Source organism: Desulforapulum autotrophicum HRM2 (assembly GCF_000020365.1).
Taxonomy (GTDB): Bacteria; Desulfobacterota; Desulfobacteria; order Desulfobacterales; family Desulfobacteraceae; genus Desulforapulum; species Desulforapulum autotrophicum.
The window spans coordinates 1,579,009-1,598,009 of the sequence record NC_012108.1 but is presented as its reverse complement, the minus strand read 5'-3'; the positions used below and the strand labels follow the sequence as shown (position 1 = coordinate 1,598,009).

The 19,001-nt window shown below is 48.2% G+C and carries 14 protein-coding genes; 5 read left to right on the top strand and 9 right to left on the bottom strand.

Going from position 1 to position 19,001, the window contains the following annotated elements; translation table 11 throughout:
- Window positions 1–344: 344 nt before the first annotated feature.
- The 3 genes from HRM2_RS06955 to dctP form a co-directional block, all read right to left on the bottom strand.
- Complete coding sequence (locus HRM2_RS06955; protein ID WP_015903295.1) at window positions 345–1,664, bottom strand: TRAP transporter large permease; 1,320 nt, start codon at window positions 1,662–1,664, stop codon at window positions 345–347.
- On the bottom strand, window positions 1,661–2,179 hold the full coding sequence (locus HRM2_RS06950) for a TRAP transporter small permease subunit (RefSeq protein ID WP_049770411.1): 519 nt from the start codon (window positions 2,177–2,179) through the stop codon (window positions 1,661–1,663). Before HRM2_RS06950 ends, HRM2_RS06955 begins: the two co-directional genes overlap by 4 nt.
- A 212-nt stretch (window positions 2,180–2,391) precedes the next feature.
- Window positions 2,392–3,438: a TRAP transporter substrate-binding protein DctP gene (dctP, locus tag HRM2_RS06945; RefSeq protein ID WP_015903293.1), complete on the bottom strand. Its 1,047-nt coding sequence runs from the start codon at window positions 3,436–3,438 to the stop codon at window positions 2,392–2,394.
- 465 nt (window positions 3,439–3,903) lie between these two features.
- Here dctP and HRM2_RS06940 point away from each other — a divergent pair, with 465 nt between their 5' ends.
- Window positions 3,904–4,875 (top strand): GSU2203 family decaheme c-type cytochrome, encoded by a 972-nt coding sequence (locus HRM2_RS06940; RefSeq protein WP_015903292.1) that lies wholly within the window; start codon window positions 3,904–3,906, stop codon window positions 4,873–4,875.
- Window positions 4,876–5,000: 125 nt separating this feature from the next.
- Window positions 5,001–7,172 (top strand): GSU2204 family CXXCH-containing (seleno)protein, encoded by a 2,172-nt coding sequence (locus HRM2_RS06935; protein WP_254884775.1) that lies wholly within the window; start codon window positions 5,001–5,003, stop codon window positions 7,170–7,172.
- 214 nt (window positions 7,173–7,386) lie between these two features.
- Here HRM2_RS06935 and HRM2_RS06925 read toward each other — a convergent pair whose 3' ends face one another.
- Both HRM2_RS06925 and HRM2_RS06920 read right to left on the bottom strand, forming a co-directional pair.
- Window positions 7,387–7,686, bottom strand: coding sequence for a DUF4242 domain-containing protein (locus HRM2_RS06925; protein WP_015903289.1), 300 nt, complete (start codon window positions 7,684–7,686; stop codon window positions 7,387–7,389).
- A 92-nt stretch (window positions 7,687–7,778) separates the two neighbouring features.
- On the bottom strand, window positions 7,779–8,921 hold the full coding sequence (locus HRM2_RS06920; RefSeq protein ID WP_015903288.1) for a methionine aminotransferase: 1,143 nt from the start codon (window positions 8,919–8,921) through the stop codon (window positions 7,779–7,781).
- A gap of 253 nt (window positions 8,922–9,174) precedes the next feature.
- Between HRM2_RS06920 and HRM2_RS06915 the strand changes: the two genes are divergently transcribed.
- Window positions 9,175–11,151 (top strand): cation:proton antiporter domain-containing protein, encoded by a 1,977-nt coding sequence (locus HRM2_RS06915; protein ID WP_015903287.1) that lies wholly within the window; start codon window positions 9,175–9,177, stop codon window positions 11,149–11,151.
- 250 nt (window positions 11,152–11,401) lie between these two features.
- On the opposite strand, the gene HRM2_RS06910 is transcribed toward HRM2_RS06915, so the two are convergent.
- Both HRM2_RS06910 and HRM2_RS06905 read right to left on the bottom strand, forming a co-directional pair.
- Entirely contained in the window at window positions 11,402–12,184 is a 783-nt protein-coding gene (locus HRM2_RS06910; protein WP_015903286.1) for a glycosyltransferase, read from the bottom strand.
- Window positions 12,185–12,197: 13 nt separating this feature from the next.
- Window positions 12,198–12,992, bottom strand: coding sequence for a sulfurtransferase (locus HRM2_RS06905; protein ID WP_187149344.1), 795 nt, complete (start codon window positions 12,990–12,992; stop codon window positions 12,198–12,200).
- Between the two features lie 22 nt (window positions 12,993–13,014).
- Between HRM2_RS06905 and HRM2_RS06900 the strand changes: the two genes are divergently transcribed.
- Window positions 13,015–14,355: a hypothetical protein gene (locus HRM2_RS06900; protein ID WP_015903284.1), complete on the top strand. Its 1,341-nt coding sequence runs from the start codon at window positions 13,015–13,017 to the stop codon at window positions 14,353–14,355.
- Window positions 14,356–14,372: 17 nt separating this feature from the next.
- On the opposite strand, the gene HRM2_RS06895 is transcribed toward HRM2_RS06900, so the two are convergent.
- A complete protein-coding gene (locus HRM2_RS06895) occupies window positions 14,373–15,209 on the bottom strand; it encodes a hypothetical protein (RefSeq protein WP_015903283.1) in 837 nt (278 codons plus the stop codon).
- Between the two features lie 159 nt (window positions 15,210–15,368).
- On the opposite strand from HRM2_RS06895, the gene HRM2_RS06890 reads away from it, so the two are divergent.
- Window positions 15,369–16,880, top strand: coding sequence for a glycosyltransferase family 2 protein (locus tag HRM2_RS06890; RefSeq protein ID WP_041273106.1), 1,512 nt, complete (start codon window positions 15,369–15,371; stop codon window positions 16,878–16,880).
- A 1-nt stretch (window position 16,881) separates the two neighbouring features.
- Here HRM2_RS06890 and HRM2_RS25005 read toward each other — a convergent pair whose 3' ends face one another.
- The gene (locus tag HRM2_RS25005; RefSeq protein ID WP_015903281.1) at window positions 16,882–18,897 is read right to left on the bottom strand and encodes a sulfurtransferase; all 2,016 of its coding nucleotides are present in this window, start codon (window positions 18,895–18,897) and stop codon (window positions 16,882–16,884) included.
- Window positions 18,898–19,001 lie beyond the last annotated feature (104 nt).

The window sequence follows — 19,001 nt, the reverse complement described above, 5'->3', positions numbered from 1 at the left end:
TTTATAAGAAACACACTTCAAACCGGTAGGCGGAAACGGGTGTTACCCTTCTCTCATTCTCGCAGCCCGTCCGTGGGCTGCTCCGAGGAAAATGGCAACTCCTTGGGCGTCCATGCCCACCGTTGCCATTTAACCCGTTCAGGGTAACACCCGTTCCCGCCTACCTACTGCTATATAGTTTCATGCTTCGTTGTGTCCACCAGGACATGTGGGTTATATGAAACTCGTATCATTCCGGCGACAGGAGCAAGGAATTACCCTCCCCCCGGTCGCCTCAGCTGTCAAAAAGTCAAGTTTCATGTTTTGTTGTGGCCAAAGCAAATACCCTGCTCCGGCCATGCCGGTTAGTTGATAAAGTGCGACGGCAGCCAGGTGATAATCTCAGGAATTAAAACACAGAGAAAAATAGTCAACACCTGCAGCCCCACAAAGGGCATAACTCCGCGGTAGATATCCGTTGTCTGTACCTCGGGCGGGGTGATTCCCTTAAGATAAAATATAGAATAGGCAAAGGGCGGCGTGAGAAACGAGATCTGGAGATTCACCATGACCAGGACTGCAAACCAGATCGGATCAAATCCCAGTTCTGCCGCAATGGGGGTGATCAAGGGCACGATAATAAAAAGAATACCCATCCAGTCAATGAACATGCCGCACAATACCAGGAGCAACATAATGGCTGCCAGGATTCCCCATTTACCCATGGGAAGATTCAAAAACAACCTGGTGATCACTTCATCCCCCCCAAGGGTGACAAATACCGTGGAAAAGAAAGTGGCACCAATGGCGATCATCATGATCATGCAGGTAATGCTCATGGTCTGCGTGCAGGCTTCCCGGATGACACCCATATTAAGGCGCCCATATCCTGCTGCAAGCAGGATGCTGGCAAAGGCACCTACGGCTGCGGCTTCTGTTACGGCTGCAATGCCAAAAAAGATGCTGCCCAGTACGGAAAAGATGATCAGCCCCGGAGGAATCACCGAGGTCAGCATGATCATCATTTTTTCCTTCAGGGTTACCTGGCTTTCTGCCAGGGGTATGGGGGGACCGTCCTGGGGATTGAGGTAACATCGTATACCGATATAAAGCATATAGAGCAGTGTAAGCAGCAGGCCCGGCACCAGGGTTCCCAGGAAGAGCTTCCCGACGGATATATTAGCAATGGGCCCATAGACGATGATCATTACACTGGGGGGAATGAGAATCCCCAATGTTCCGCCGGCGCAGATGGATCCGCAGGCCATGGACTTGTTATATTTTTTTTCCAGCATGATGGGCAACGCCATGAGACCAATGGTTATTTCAGAGGCGCCCACCACTCCGGTGGCCGCAGCAAAGACGGCAGAGATGGCAATCGTTGAAATACCCAACCCCCCCCTCATGCGACCCCAGAGTAGATGCATGGCGTTGAAAAGCCGTTCAGCCATGCCTGATTTCTCCATGAATACCCCCATGAACAGAAAAAGGGGAACAGCAAGGAGGGTGTAATTTTTCATAAGGCCGAAGAGCCGGGCAATGAAAAGCCCGTAAATATCAGCCCCCATTAAACTGCCGCCAAAAAGAACCGACACCCCCCCCAGTACAAAGGCGGTTGGAAATCCCAGGAAAATCCCGGCTAAAAGGGACACAAACATCAGAAAAACGGTTAATTCAGGACTCATTGGATTTCTTCTCCCCCAAAGGCGATAACTGCACTCCTCAAAAACTCGGCAACCCCCTGGAGCAGCAGAAGGAAGACCCCAATGGGCATCACTGTTTTAAATGGGTAAATAATGGGTCGCCAGTACCCCTGCATGGATCGCTCGCCAAGTTCCCAGGAGAACTGCACATAGGGAATCAACGCCCAGAACAGCCCTGCCCACAGGGGAAAAAAGAAAATAAGGTAAAAAAAGATATCGATGACGGCCCTTCCACGGGGGGAAAAACGGTTATAAAAGATATCGATTCTCACATGCTGCTGTTTCCTTAAGGTCCACGCTTCTCCCATGAGGAAAAAAGTACCTCCGATCATATAGCTCAAGTCAAAGGCCCACCTGGTGGGTGCATTTAAAAAATAGCGGGAGAAAATTTCATAACCGATAATTACAGTCAGAACCACCACAAGCCAAATCATCACCTTTCCCGTGATTTCACTGACCGCATCTATACCTTTTATTACAGCCTGTATCTGTTTCATTTTTATAGCCTGGTCTGAAATAGAATATAAAAAAGCCGCCTGTTTGTTCAGGCAGCTTTTATGAACGCAACCTTTGGACCTCAACCTTAAAGGCAAGGGCCGGTCTTTTTCCCTCGCTGGGATAAAAAAAGACTGGCACCAAGGTCAGAACAGTCAACTCCAAAAGTTGAATTATTGAATCATCAAATGGAACAATCAATCAAATTAAACGATCAATAGGATGGGGTCATCAGCTTCTTATAGCTGTCATACTCGGTTCTGAATTTTTTCTGGGACTCCCACACCTCTTTAAAAAAGGGATCCGTGGCAGCTTTCTGCGCCATAAGCGCTTCGGCTTTGATTGACAATTCCTTCTGGATTTTGGGATCAAGATACTGGATCTTCACCCCTTTTTCCCTGAAGAACTCCAGGGCAGGCACATCCCTGCTGATGCACCGGGTTAAAAGCCGCATGGTGGAAGCTTCGCTGGCAACCCGGACAATTTCCTTGAGATCTTCGGAAAGCTTGTTCCACGAGCGCTTATTTATTTTGATGTCAAGGAAGGTACTGGTCTGGTGAATGCCGGGAACCAGAAGGTAATCGGCAATTTCATAAAAGGCCAGATCCTTATCAATACTGGGAATGCTGAACTCACCTGCATCAAGCACATTTCTCTGGAGGGCTTCATACACTTCACCGGCAGGAAGCATCATCACCGATGCGCCAGCGGCGCTGAGAATCTCGCCCCAGTACCCGGATGTCCTGAATTTAAGCCCTTTAAAGTCTTCCATGGTGGTGATGGGCTTGTTGGACCACGCCAGGTCCTCGCTGGGAATAATGCCGCAGGGAGCCACATAGCCAAAGTCAAATTTTTCGTAGAGTTTGCTGAAGAGGGCCTTACCTTCACCTTCATACATCCAGGTCAAATAGGGAATGGTTTCCATGCCAAAGGGAATATATCCAAAAAGAGGGGCTGCCGGAAGCTGTCCAACCGAGTAAGTGGGAGAACTGTGGGCTGCGTCGATGGTCCCCATGCGCGCCGCGTCAGTCACCTCCAGGGCGCCCATGAGAACGCCTGCAGGATAACTTTTGATGGTAAGTCGGCCGTTGCTCATTGTTGTGATCCGTGCTGCAAAATCGTCGGCAATTTCCTGAAGGACCGTCCCCTTTGGCCAGGAACTGGCCATTTTCCAGACAATCTTGTCCGCACCCAGGGCACTTCCGGCCATGGTGAGCAGAAAAAACGTTGTTACAACAAAAATCGAAGTTCTAAGTTTCATAGAAGCACCCTTTTTATACAAAAATTAAAAACAATAAATCGTGTATAATAGGATAGAAGTCTGATTCTTGTCAAGGACAAGTTAAAGTTTTGGATGGAATATCAACGTTTTTTAAAACACAAAGATTTCGTAAAATAAAAATTTAACAGTTCCTTTTTTATGGTTGACAATCTCAAAAGTCAGGCATATAGAACTATATTAGTTGTACAAAGAAATTTCTTATTATTAGAACATTGCCCTGACTCCATTCTCTACCGACTTTGCGTTGATAACGCCAACAATGCAAACCAGCCTAGCTTTTCTACCGACTTTGCTCGATAACGCCAATAATGCAAGCCCCCCATTACAAAGTGACCTAAACGATAATTAAGGTCGATTTTCATCTTTTCGTATGCCCGTGGATTGACATGACAAATATTGAGAAAAGCAGGATATTCCACCAACAAGCAAGGAGGGATAAATTAGATGAAAAACCATTTATTTTCAGCATGTTACACCTGTATTGTATTTATTGTTTTGTGTTTCGCCGGGTGCGTTTCAAAACATCTATCGCAGGAATCCGCCACGATCCCTGTCATTGCCGATGCGAATTATATTGGCGATGCAGCCTGTTTTGACTGCCATTGCGAAATGCAGAAAAATTTTAAAAAAACCATCCACGGACGAATTGCAGACTTTGAGGTGGTCAAGTCAAAAAAGGGTTGCGAATCCTGCCATGGACAGGGTAGTCGTCATGCAGAGAGCGAAGATCCGGCTGATATCATCGTTTTTAGCAACATCTCAAAAGCACAGGCTGCTGCTGTATGTCTGAAATGCCATACATCCGGTTCACTCATGGAATGGCCGGGCAGCAACCATGCACTGAACGATCTGGCCTGTACCGACTGCCACCAGGCACATTCTCCAAAAAACAGCCTTCTGGCCCAGCCACCTCCAGATCTTTGTTACACCTGCCATCAACGTATCCGTGCCAAAACCTTCTATCCATCCCACCACCCCATTCGAGAGGGAAAAATGGCATGCAATGACTGCCACCAACCCCATGGGGGAACAGGTGCCCATCTGAAAACAGCGGAAAGAGCAAACGACCTTTGTCTGGACTGCCATGCCGCAAAACAAGGCCCGTTTGTTTTTGAACATCCCCCGGTTCTGGAGGACTGCAGCATCTGTCATGATGCCCACGGGACCATTGCAAACAATCTTTTGATACAAAACGAACCGTTTCTCTGCCTGCAATGCCACCAGTTTCACTTTCATCCCGGAAAAATCGCCAGTGAAGAAGAAGGAACAGATGTATACGGCCGGGTCACCACTTCCTGCACGGAAGGGATGACCATGTCCTACACAACCAAATGTACCCAGTGCCACTCAAGGATCCATGGGTCGGATTTGCCCTCTCAGTCTGTTTCCGGCCAGGGAAAAGCGCTGACACGATAGCCTTTTTTAAACAACATTCGTGACTACCGTATATCGCGGAATATGTTGTGCGTTGTGATAATGATCATTTTTTTACTGTTTTTCACAAAAACGGCCATCAGGATAAACGCAAAAGGGGGTTAACTATGATTTGCAAGAAAATGTTTTCAAGATTTGTAATCCTCACATTCATGTGCGGACTATCTTTTTATAGCTGGGCAGAAGACAGTGAGGACGCAGTGTATGACTTCAAGATTGATGTCGGATATCATTATGCCAATGATGATGAAAGCATCAGCAAAGTTGGTGAATACAACATACTTGATCACACGTCATCAGGACCGGACATGGATATTTCTGGAAAAGTACTGAAAAATGACTTGTTCGTAGATTTTAGTAGCCGATATTACCATGATAGCGATTTTAACGGACGAATCAAGGGAGATTATAAACGAATTATAGAGGAAGACTTTAGTTATTCAAGTTTTGAACATTTCCTGGATCATGATAACATGAGTAATCTTTGCGGAAAAACCGGGGCCGTGGTGGTGAACCATGAAGATTTCAACGCCGGGAAAGACTATATCATCCGGCGTTCAGAGGAGAAAAGCGACACCACGATCAACCTGCCGTTCAGCCCGGGTACAGATATTCATTTCAGCTACCGCAGACAGAGACGGGAGGGACTCCGCCAGGCCATGACCATGAGCCACTGCGGCACCTGTCATGTGACCAGCAATTCCAGGGAGATAAATGAAGAAACAGAGGATTACAAGGCAGGTTTCTCCAAAAAGTTCAGCATCTTTACCCTGGCATACGATTATTTCCACCGGGAATTCACAGAACACGGTGCTCCTCCCACAAATACCTATGATGATCCAACACATCCGGGAGGCAGCGGTGACATTTTCGATGACCGCATCCAGTACGGAGACGACACCCTGGTTTATGATCTGGTTCCCAGTATGAAAAAAAACATGCACACGGCCAAGCTCAATGCTTTACTTCCGGCGAACACGAATTTTTTCGCTTCCTATGTATTTTCCAACACGGAAAACAAAGATGCAGATCTGGAAACGGATACCACCACGGCAACCATCAAAGTGACTAACCAGTTCTTCCCCGGATGGCGCCTTTCCGGTCATTTTAAATACCAGGATATCGACAACGATGATGTGTTCGTGGATGTCACAGAGCCTGTTTCCACAGAAGGTCTCAACAGCGGTTATACCTGGTATCTCCATAACCCCACCCTGGATTACAACAGCTTTGATCCAGATTACATCCGGGAATCCGCATTATCCCGGAAAGTCACAACCCTTGGATTTGATGCACGGTATCAGGTCCTTAAAAAAACATCCCTTATTTTTGGCTATGAACGGGAAACAGTGGATCGCAAATATTATGCAGTGACAGAAGACGGAGACACCGAAAGCACCACAGACACCTACAAATTGAGCATGACAACCCGGCCGTGTCGGGGTGTCAAATTGCGGCTGGGGTATCAACGGGCAGACACGGACAACCCCTTTAACCTTGTAAACGGCGCCTGCGAATCCGATTTCATTACCGATAGCGGTGGTGCTTTCAACGGCACCCAATACTGGGAAAGGCAGAATGAACGGATTGGAGATTTGAGTAATCAACCGACACTGGCACAGGAAATATCAGGTGATATGACCTGGTCGGCCTTCCGAAATTTTTCCGTTACCGCGAATTACCGCTTTATAGACAAAGAAAATGATGAAACCGATGTATCGGACTGGCAGTCACAATCCCATATCCCATCCATCAGTATCACCTACGTTCCGCTGCCAAAGATCGATTTTAATGTATCCTATATCTTTGACCGCACAAAAACCGAAACCCTGGCGAATATCCCTGTTTTTGACGGGTGAGCGGGCGGTATCACATCGAGCCAGGTTTGCTCGTACTGCGAAGTTTCGGAATATGAATCAAAAACACACACGGTAATGGGCGTCATCAATTACCGCCCACTGGAAGAATTAAACCTGACCCTGAGCGGTTCCTATACGACCTCAGATGGCGGCATGGATGCCCTTTCCGATTATTCCGCCCTGTGTAATCAATTGACGGATATGGTGAGTTACAGTTATGACCTGAGCACCGTCCATACCTATTCAGATCTGGATATTACCCAGAAAGAGGTATCTTTCCAGGCAGCCTATCGCCTGGATGACAACTTTACCCTGGGGGCCGGAATCAGTTATATGAGATACGATGATTCCGAACCCTACCTGTATGACGGGTCTGGAGATGTCTATTATGTAAGTTTCGGCCTATCATATACGCCCTAGTGGTCAATTGCCTGAACATCAAACGGGCGCCGGGTAATGCTTCAGTTATAGTTCCTATCGCATGAATTGATACCATCTAACGATTAATCGTGATAAAACAAGTATCAATTCATGTGCATAAATCTATTAGGTCAATGATCGGAATAGAATCGTCCAAAATATGGACAGGAACCCTAGGTCGTTTTCAAGGTGTTTTAATTGAAAAACGCTGGTTTCACAATAACTCCTGGTCCAACAGATTGCTTTCCCATTCTTTTCCCCAAAGATCTGGAACAGTTTCTTCAACCTGAAGGATAGACTCATAGTTCACATTAACCCCATTGAAAATTTTGATCAATGCCTCTTTGTCATGTGCAAGCCAGATACAATATCGAATCCCTTGATTTTTATTAAAATACGTCCGCACCCAGGTTGCGTCGTCCATATTTGCCATTTTCTGCCAATTAGACTGCACCAATTTGAAATCAATACCCGGATTTTTATGGACAGTCATGAATTGCATCATCTTAGCCATGTTAAACCTCCTTCATCGTTTCAAAGGTTAGTGGTGCTACCCTATAAAGATAATTATGATTTATTATCCCGCAACCTGAATCGGTATTTTTTTTAAATCGTACACAGGATTTTTGCTGCCTGCTCAAGGGTTTCGTCCTTTTTGGCAAAGCAGAATCTCAACACCCGGTGATCATCGTTACCATGGTAAAAAAACGAGGGGGGAATAGCTGCCACCCCATGTTCAACCGTCATTCGCCTTGAAAAATCAATATCATTTTCGTCTGATATTTCCGAATAATCCATCATCTGAAAATAGGTACCGCAACAGGCCATGGCCCTGAATCTGGACCCGGTCAGCAGGTCCAGAAAATAGTCCCGTTTTTTCTGATAGAAATCAGCAAGGTCAAGGTAGAGATTGGGTTTATCCATGATGTCGGCCAGGGCGTACTGTACAGGCGTCATGGTGGAAAAGGTCAGATATTGATGAATCCGCTGAAATTGCTTTGACAGGGGTCTGGGTGCCAGGCAATAGCCGATTTTCCATCCCGTATTATGGTAGGTCTTGCCAAAGGAGCTCACCACAAACGACCGCTCCTTGAGTTCAGGATACCGGGACATGCTTTGGTGTTCTACTCCGTCGAACACAATATGTTCATACACTTCATCACTCAGGATCATGATGGGGGTATCGGCAACAATATTTGCCAGGGCTTTCATATCCTGGGGACTTAAAACAGCGCCTGTGGGGTTATGGGGCGAGTTCAATATAATGAGCCGGGTTTTGTCTGTGACAACATCTTTGACCTCATCCCAGTCGATGCGATAGTCGGGAAACTTCATCTTCACGAACACGGGAATGCCTTTGTTTAAAAGAATTGCGGGTACATAGGAGTCATAGGCCGGTTCCATGACGATCACCTCATCCCCGGGATTTACCACGGCTGTAATGGCGGCAAAAAGCGCTTCCGTACCTCCAGAGGTGACCGTTATTTCACTGTCCGGGTCATACACGGCCCCGTAGAGATTGAAAACCTTCTTTTGGATACTTTGCCTGAGCCCCGGGATCCCCTGCATGGGCGCATATTGATTAAATCCTTTGTCCATGTAAGCCTTGACAAGGGCTGTAAGTTCGGGGTTAACATCAAAATCAGGGAATCCCTGGGACAGGTTCACAGCATTATGTTCCATGGCAAGTTGTGACATCTGGGTAAATATGGTTACCGAGACATTGGGAAGTTTTGATTTGATTTCCATGCAATCATCCTTTTTATAGATTATCTGGATTGACGCCGTTTAAAAAATGGCCCCGGATTTTCTTGGTTGCCTTTTTAACACAATTCCTGCCATACTTTCCCCTATTTTTTTGCAAATTTGCTTAATGGGGTCAAAGGTTCCCTGGTAACCGGCGTTTGAAATCTGAATATTTAATATTGAAACCTCCAGAAATATGATAAATAGAAACCGGGCAAAAGAACCTTAATTTTTTTAAGAGGAGATGTCAGAGACCATGGGAATTGCTGGGGATATAGTTATCATTGTAATGGCTGCCTTTATCGGGGCACTCTTGGCCCAACGGCTCAGGCAGCCCCTTATTCTGGGGTATATCCTGGCCGGTGTAGCCGTCGGTCCCCATACGGGAGGAGTGACCGTATCGGGTATCCATGAAATCGAAATGCTTGCTGAAATAGGGATTGCTTTGCTGCTCTTTGCCCTGGGACTTGAGTTTTCCTTCAAGGAGTTAAAGCCCATCCGCAGGATTGCCCTCATCGGCACCCCCATTCAGATCTTCTTGACCATGGTCTTTGGATTCTGCACCGGCCAGGCCTTTGGATGGCCATGGATGCAGTCCCTCTGGTTCGGTGCCCTGATCTCATTGTCCAGTACGATGGTGCTGTTAAAAACCCTTGAAAATCAAGGACGAATGGGCACCCTGTCCAGCCGGGTGATGATCGGAATGCTGATTGTCCAGGACCTGACCATCGTACCGATGATGATCATCCTTCCCCAGCTGAACCACCCCAGGGCAGGGTTACCCCTGCTGGCCATGGCAGCGGTTAAAGCCGTCTGCTTTCTGCTGGTGATGATTATAGCCGGCACCCGGGTTATCCCGCTGGTCATGAAACGGGTTGCCCATTGGAATTCTAGGGAATTATTTCTGCTGTCAACCGTTGCCATGGGACTGGGCATCGGCTACGGCACTTACCTCTTTGGTCTTTCCTTTGCCTTTGGAGCCTTTGTGGCAGGTATGCTGCTCAGTGAATCCGATTACGGCTACCAGGCCCTCAGCGACATCATCCCCCTAAGGGACATATTCAGTCTTCTGTTTTTCACGTCGGTGGGAATGTTGTTTGACCCTCGATACCTGATCAATCATCTGGGAACGGTTATGCTGCTGGTATTGATCATCATGGTTGGCAAGGGACTGATCTTCGGCTTTTTAAGCAAAGCCTTTGGTTACCGGAATGTCATCCCCCTTGCAATGGCTCTGGGACTTTCCCAGGTCGGCGAATTTTCATTTGTTCTGGCAAGGGTGGGGGTCAGTACCCACTCTATTTCAGCAGATTTTTATTCCCTGATCCTGACCACGACCATCATAACCATGTTTCTAACCCCCTTTGTTTCCGGATGGACAACACCGCTGTATGCCCTTCGCAATAAATGGGGTAAGGCCTATACTTTCCAGACGATAAATCTGCCGGAACAAGGTCTGAAAGACCACCTGGTCATTGCCGGCGGCGGAAGGGTCGGGCAATATATCGCAGATGTGCTTCAAAAGATCGGGGTCTGTTTTGTTATTATCGAATTTGATTGCAGGCGCGTTGAACAGTTAAAGTCCTTTGGATTTCCCCTCATTTACGGGGACGCAAGTCAACCGGTTATTCTGGAAGCAGCCAACATCGAACGATCAAAACTCTTATTGGTTACCACCCCTGCTGCCGTTGTTGCCCGGGCAATCACCCTGCTGGTAAAAAAAATACAACCGGATCTGCATGTGGTCACACGGGCCGACTCCCTTGATCAGATGAAAGAGTTCCAGAACAATGGCGTATATCATATTGTGCAGCCAGAGCTGGAAACCGGGCTTGAATTTACCCGGCAGGCACTGCTCCACCTGGACCTGCCCATTGAAAGGATTCAGCAATTTACAGATGAAATCCGTCACAATCTCTACCAGCCCCTGTATGACTCCCAGACTGAATACAAATCCATTGCCCAGCTTGAAAACAGTTCACGATTGTTCCAGTTGACCTGGATCACCATCCAACCTGGCAGCCCATTAGCCGGAATGTCCATCGGACAGTCAAAAATCCGGACACTGACAGGTGTGACCATTGCCGGCATTTTACGAGAGGGGCTCCTCAATTCCAATCCAGACCCAGATTTTAATTTAGAAGAACAGGATACACTGGGCGTACTGGGAACCACCGAACAGCTGACAGCTTTTCGAAATTTATCAAAATCACCCGAGCTGGAAAAGGCCTGAACCATATATGGATATCAACATGGTAGTGTCCATCGGCCATTTACAGATACAGCCATAATTACGGGTCTGATGAGCCCTCTCATTTGTCCCATCCAATGGCGGCATTCCGGATCCTGGGGCAGACAGATTTATATGAAACACTCACCGAAGTATTGTAAACAGAGGCGTTTCATCATTCGTTGTGGCCGGTGAAGATACCTCGCTCCGGCCGTGCCGGTTATAAAAAAGCGCTTGGGTGAAATCAGCCGGTTCAGCCAGGGGGTTTTCCATAGTAACGCTCATAAAAAAAGGTTGTATCCGGTTGGCCCCATGGACGCTGTATCAGGTAGAGGAAAAAAAGAGCGATAACGAGAAGGGCATTCCCAGATCCTCGGGTTTCCCATCGCCTGGCTGATACCACTACCTTTTCATTCAGGTAAACAAGGTCTCCCAGGGAACGCATTCGAATGGCAAATTCAACATCCTCCATAAGGGGGATATCTGGAAACAGATCCCTTGAAAAAACAGGTTCCCGCCGGAAAAACTGTACCTGGTCACCAAAACTGATGCCAAAGACCATGGCCCGGACATGGTTTAAAAATTCGATGAGTTTAATTCGAATCTGCCATGCTCTGCCTGGAGACCGGATCTGGAATCGGCACCCTGCTGATCCGCCAATAACAAGTCTTCTGGCATTTAACACACGGATCATTCGGGTGAAGGTCCTGGGGGGAACCAGGGTATCGGCATGGACAATGGCCACCACATCTGCCCGGGCCTCGTTAATGCCGGCTCGGATCTGCCCTCCCCGGCCCCTGCCGTCTCCCTGGCAGGGGTTATGGAGAAGAACCTTTGCCCCTGCCGCTTCGGCTATGGACCGGGTTTTATCCTGTGATCCTGCATCCACCACAATTACTTCAACAACATGGGGAGCATTGAGGATGATTTTTATACACCGACCGATAACCAACGCTTCGTTTCTGGTGGGAATCACAACGGAGATGGTATGGCAGATTGGAACAACAGGGGCGGCCCCGCCCTTTTTTCTATTCATGGGATAAAACCGTTCAGGGATAAACCACCTCCCATTCTGCTGTTCCACCTTCGAAATTCAAGGATTCAGGCAAACCTGCAAGTTCATGGACCAGCCAGGAATAACCAGAACGGATACCACCGGAGCAGTAATAAACGATCGGTTTATCAGGATTCAGGTCGTTTTTTTTCAACAATTTCTTGAGCTGAACTACATCCAGGGGAATTCGGTCCGGTCCAGTGAAAAAACGGGTCCACGAAATATGAACAGCCCCGGGGAGATGACCCATGAACCATTCCCGGATGGAACGGGTATCCACCAGCTGAAATTCATGGAGCCTTTGCTTGAGTTCCCTGGCTGAGATAAGCATGGCAGCGTCGGGCTTTGGGATATAAGACACCGGGACAGGTGTTGGTTGAGATGACCTGCCCTGGGCAAGTTCAAACCCATTGCGTTTCCATGCCTGAATGCCCCCCTTCAAGAGTCGAACCTCTCCTTGATGGCCCAGCCATTCAAGAGCCCAGCAAAGCCAGCCTTCTCCACCCCAGCTTTCTCCGGCATCCGCATATACAACCACCTTTGTGACCGGGGTGATGCCAAGGTCACCAAGGGCCTGACCAAGTATTTTTGAATCTTTAATCCGATAGGCAATTTGATCCTTGTCAACGGTTGTATATTGTTCCCAGCTAAAGGAAAATGCACCTTTAATGTGTTCTTCTTCCCATGCCTTGACAGGTCGGGCATCCAAAATCACCCAGGCGGTTTTGTCATTATTGAGGGCCTGAACATCCAGAAGTGCCAGGTCAGCGCCTTGACATGGATTTGGCATTCTGATAACAGCTGCCCATATCATGATCAAAAAAAACATCACCCTGGGGCCCCTGTCCAACCCTCTTGTCCTGATCGGGGCAGGGGTTGCCATCCTTTTTGGGCGCCTTGCCCTGGTGCCGGATTTATCGGCTTCAATCCCCCTGGTTGTAGGAATTTCAGGTATCATTGTTATTCTCCTTGCATTGGGACAGTATTGGGGCACCCATGGAAAACGTGCCGAATCCCCGATTTTTATTATTACCATGGCAGCCCTGTTCCGGATCATGTTTTTGTGGCAACCCCCGGTTCTTTCCGATGATATTTACCGGTATCTGTTTGACGGCCTGATGATGATCCAAGGCAACAATCCCTATGCAATCGCCCCCCTGGATGCCCAGAATATAGGCCCGGTAATGAAGGCATTGGTTCCCCTTATCAACCACAATCATATCCCAACCATCTATCCTCCCGGGGCCCAGGTAGTATTTGCCGCTGGTGCGGCCCTGGGGAGTGTTACAGGACCTGTTCTCGGAATGAAGCTGATGCTTTTTTCCATGGACATGGGCACCTGTGTCCTGATTCTAATTCTGCTGAGGACACTGGGTCGTCCCCTGTATCCGCTGATTCTCTATGCCTGGAATCCGCTGCCCGTTCTTGAAATTGCAGGTTCAGGTCACATTGATGGTGCGGCCCTTTTATTTTTTCTTGCATCCCTTGTCCTATCCATTCAAAACCGTTCCAGCTTTCTTTGCGGCCTCTTTATGGGGTTTTCCGTGGTGACCAAATGGGTGCCCCTGATTTTCTTTCCCACCTGGTTGCTCATGGTGGGCAAGGAACGAAGACTGACTGCCCTATTGTCTTTTTCTATCACCATTCTGGCCCTTAGTCTTCCCTTTTTTCCGGAAATGATCAATGGTTTCGTGACCCTGGGCAACTACCTCAGGCATTGGGAATTTTCAGGCTTTATCTTCAGAAGTATCAGGGAATTAACCGGATCAGGAATGGTCTCAAGACTTTTGGTTGCAACAGTATTTGCCGGAATTATTGGAACCCTTTTCATCAGACAGTCAGCAACAAAACGATCTTCTGAAGATGCCATGATTTTTCTGTTGATTATCTCTTCTGCCTACCTGGTGCTCAGCCCCACCGTATATCCCTGGTATGCGATCTATCTTGCAGGTTTTCTGCCATTTACTCCAACCCCTGGGGGCCTGGTTTTCACCTGGTCTTTGATGCTTTCCTATGGTGTTCTCATTACCCTTGCTGCCACGGGCCAGTGGGCTGAAAATGGGATGACCAGCCTGATGATCATTTCAGCTCCCGGGGCAGCAGTGCTGGCAACCACCCTTCTGGGAATGCTCAAAAGAACACCCCAAAGGTAAACCTTTTTAAAATTTCATCAGTATTCGAAAATCACTGCCAGACTTATATTTTTTCCAGCCGCGGTATTCTCGCCGTAGATTTCAGCCCGGTATCCCAGCTCAAAACACCATTTGGGTGATACATGAAGCCCCAGGGCCAGGTCCAGCTTTCCAAGATCATAATCCAGGGAAGTCGTTGGGTTGTTCGAAACATCCTGGGACAAGTCCCCATTACCCATTCCGATAATCCCATCAAGTTTTGCCCGGCCATAGACAGTTTTAGTCAAATCCATTCCAAATTCCACCAGATAACGGAACTCATCTGCAGGCGATTCAGCCCGGAATCGGTATCCAGCCTCCAGGTTAAAATAGCCCGGAATAAAGGGATACAGGGAATGGCCGTAGAGCAGTCTGAATTCAGTGTCGTATTGGCCATTGCCCAGGGGCACAGCATCGTCTGTGTCGTACATCTCCGGAATTTTGATAAGGCCCTGGATGGACATGACACCTGCCCTGTTTGAAAAAAGGCGATATTTCAACCCTAAATCCACATCGGAAAAGCCATCTGTCTTGGAAACGCTATAAAGGTCTTCTGATTCCAGCCATTTATAGGATAAAGAAGTAAGAACAGTCAAGGTGTCGGTGATCCCGTACTCCATATAATAATTTATGTTGGTATCGGAAAAATCACCATCATTGGCAAAGCCCGTCTTGTTTCCTGAATCATTATACTGCTGGTCTGCCGTATATATATTAACGCTTAATTTATTGTACATGCGACCTTTGGGCGCAGTCCATGCGCCTGCAAAACAGGTGGATGCAGAAACAACGACAGTAATCAGGCCCACAAGTATCCATTTGGCAGTACGTTCCATGGTCTCTCCTTTACTTTTGATAAATTAGAGCAATGTATGGGTTTTATTTCCTAGTGTCCAATTGATTGTCCATATCTGTTTGCCGTTAGATATCGACAATTACAATGGGCCACATTTCATTGATTTTACCACCCTTCCCATGGTATTGACCCTGTCATTATGGATAAATTCTTCTTTATTTTGACGGTGGCTCATTTTATGAGCATGGGTGGAATAGCCCTGTATGGGGTCCACAGATTATGGCTTCTGACCTGCTGGCACAGGCATGGGCAAAACAAACGATTCATGGTTAATCCTCCTGAATTGCCCCCAATGACCAGGATCCCCCGGGTAACGGTTCAGGTTCCCCTGTACAACGAACCCATGGTGGCTGCCCGCATCATTGATGCAGTTGCCGTACTTGCCTGGCCCCGGGAAAAACTGGATATCCAGATACTTGATGATTCCACGGACCAGACCCGGGAAATTGTTCAACAAAGGATTGATTATTGGGTATCCAGAAAGATTCCCATCTCAGCAATAACAAGGCGTTCCAGAACAGGTTATAAGGCTGGCGCACTTAAAAATGGAATGGCTGTGTGCAAGGGTGAATTTATTGCTCTCTTTGATGCCGATTTTATTCCTGATCCGGATTTTCTTGAGAAAACCATTCCCTGGTTCAATCATTCCAATATCGGCATGGTCCAGGCACGGTGGACCTTTCTCAATAAGGGTTACTCCTGGCTTACCCGACTCCAGGCCCTGCTTCTGACCCCCCATTTCAGAATTGAACATCAAATTCGATCGGCCCGGGGACTTTTCTTTAACTTTAACGGCACAGCAGGGGTCTGGCGGCGACGGGCCATTGAAACATCCGGGGGATGGCAGGATGATACTGTCACCGAAGATCTTGACCTGAGTTACCGTGCCCAGATGGCTGGCTGGAAATTCACCTACCTGGACCAGGTTGAAGTTCTGTCGGAACTTCCCGTGACACTTGCGGATTTCAGGACCCAGCAGGAACGCTGGGCAAAGGGCTCGATCCAGACAGCCAGAAAAATTCTTCCCCGGCTGATCGCCTCGCCCCTTCCCCTTGCCGTTAAGATCGAAGGTGTTGCCCACCTGATGACAAATCTATGCTGGGTATTTGGATTTATTCTGACCGTGACCCTCTATCCGGTTCTCATTTATCGCATGCACATTGGCATCTACCAGGTGATCTGGTTTGATCTGCCCCTGTTCTGCATCTCCACCGGAGCTATTCTTATCTATTACCTGATCCATGGCCTTAGATCAGGAAAGAAACGTTTTCCCTGGTCGCTTTTTGTGCTTCCAGCCTTAAGCATCGGTCTTGCGCCCTGCCTGGCCCTGTCCGTGTTAAAGGGGATGTGCCAGAAAGGCGGGGTCTTTGACCGAACACCCAAGTCTGGTGTTTCAGATCTCCGCAAACTCAAACCTGCCTTACAGGGTTCCCAACCCAGAAGCATCAGAGCATTGATGCTCAACCTGCCGATCATGCTCTATTCTCTGCTTCCTCTCTGGCTTACCTGGCACCAGGAAACCTGGGCAGCCCTTCCCCTTGTCTTTGTCTTCCCCCTGGGTTTCATGGTTGTGATAGGCACTGATCTCCATGGGTTGATGCAGGGGTACCTGTCAAGGCACCCCTGGATGAATAAACGCTTAAACTCGTAATTTATGGAAGGGTTAAATCATCGTCCACGATGGGGTTCAGCACCGGATCCGCTCCGGCATAGGCAGACCCTTCACCCATGCTCCACTCAAACCAGCCACTGTCAAAATTGCTGACCTGGGGATACCCCATCAGGTATGCATAGAACCATGCCAGGCTCGATCTCCAGCCCGTTCCGCAATAAAAACTAAGATGCTTGTCCGGGGTGAGCCCCTGGGAGACCCAGAATGTTTTGATCTCCTCATAAGATCTCAGGGTGGTGTCCTGATCATCGGTGTAGTCTTCCATGGTCCAGGGACTGGATCCTGCCAGCCCCCACACAGCCCCGGGGATACGGCCGTCCGTGGGGATATAGCCGTAGGGAGCACTTTTCCCCAGGTATTCATCCATACTACGGACATCAACGATGACGGCATCAGTAACATCACCGTTGACCACCTCCCGGACATGGGGAATCTCAGATTTGTATTCAGGATAAATGGCCGTTGTCCGGCCAGGGGTATCCGGATCAAATTCTTCCAGGGAAACCCTCTGGGCCGGTTCCGTTGAAAGGGAAAATCCCGCCGTAGTCCATGCTGTCTTTCCACCGTTGAGAAGCCTTACATCTTCCACACCGGCATACATCAGCGTCGAGATAATTCTGGCTGCAGCAGTAACATCCTCTCCGTAAACAATAACAGGGGTATCCTTCTGGATGCCCATGTAGGCAATGGCCGGCAACAGATACTGATCCGGATAGATGTTCCACCAGTTGCGCGGCAGGGCATCCCCAGGGGTCAGCCCCTTGGCAAGGTCCTCTTCCATGGTGGTGCTTCGATCCCAGCAGGGAGGATCACCGGCATCAACGGGCCAGTTGTCCCGGGGATTGAAACAGTCGTATTCAATTTCATCGGTGTTGACCCACACAGCTCCGGGAAGATGACCGCTGTTGTAATTATCACCCACAGGTCCCCAACCGGTTTCCACAATGACCAGGTCAGGCTCTTCTGCCATCATTTGGTTAACCAGGGCCGGATAAACAAGGCGTTCATAGTGGGCAAGTGCCTCCATGGGATAAACCGCAGAATTTGCAGCGGCCCAGTCCCACATGGAGGCGTCATAGTTGCTTACCCGGTCATACCCCATCAACCTGGCAAGGTAATAGAAAAAACCACTTCTGATACCAGCGGTGCAATAGGGAACAATCTCTTTATCATCGGAGATACCGTGGGAGTCAAAAAGATCCTGTAAATCAGCATAGCCAAGGATTGAATGATCACTGTTGAAATACCACTCATAGGGCAGATGAACCGCTCCAGAGATGTGTCCCCCCCGGGCTTCACCGTAGAGAGTCCACCCGTTGAACTCTGCATCTGTACGGGTATCCACCGTCACAAAATCACTGTCTCCCATTCGATCCAGAATGTGATCCTTATCCGGATTAATGTCGGTATTGAGTACGGCTGTAAAAACAGCCGGCGCCAAAACGTTTACAGATGTCTGGGCCGGCAGTTTATCTGCCTCCCATTTGTCCCATCCCCCGTTGAGGATTTTAACATGGGTACAGCCCAAATATTCAAGCATCCAGAAGATTCGGCCGGATGACCCCCAGGAGGCAAGGGTATCATCGTAGATAACAATGGTGGCTTCCCGGGTCAAACCAAGGCTTCCCAGGGTGGTTTCAAGATCCGCCACTGGTTGGAGAACGGCTTTTTCCGGCGGCTCATTCCAAACAACAAAATTTCCCCATTCGGTATTGATGGCTCCAGGGATGTGCCCCAGGGCATAGGCTGCAGCGGAACGGGTATCAATGATAATCGGTGTTGAATTTGCAGACGCATTCACATTGCTGGCACCATTGTCCAACAGATACTGGGCCGAGGCGATGAGATCATTGTTGGGAAACATTGAAGTGTCCCCGGTTAAATTATCGCTGGGGACTGCTTTGGAAGTAGTGCTGGAACTCCCGCACCCCCAAAGAGATATCATTAAAACCATACTGGTAACAATGACCAGACCATTAAAAATGCCTTTTTTCATGGCAATATTCTCCTGAGCTTAAGATTAAATTGGGGAATATTGCATACTCACGTTTTAAAGGCCAATCGGTAATTCTGATGGCGGATTTTATGTCCATAGAGCAT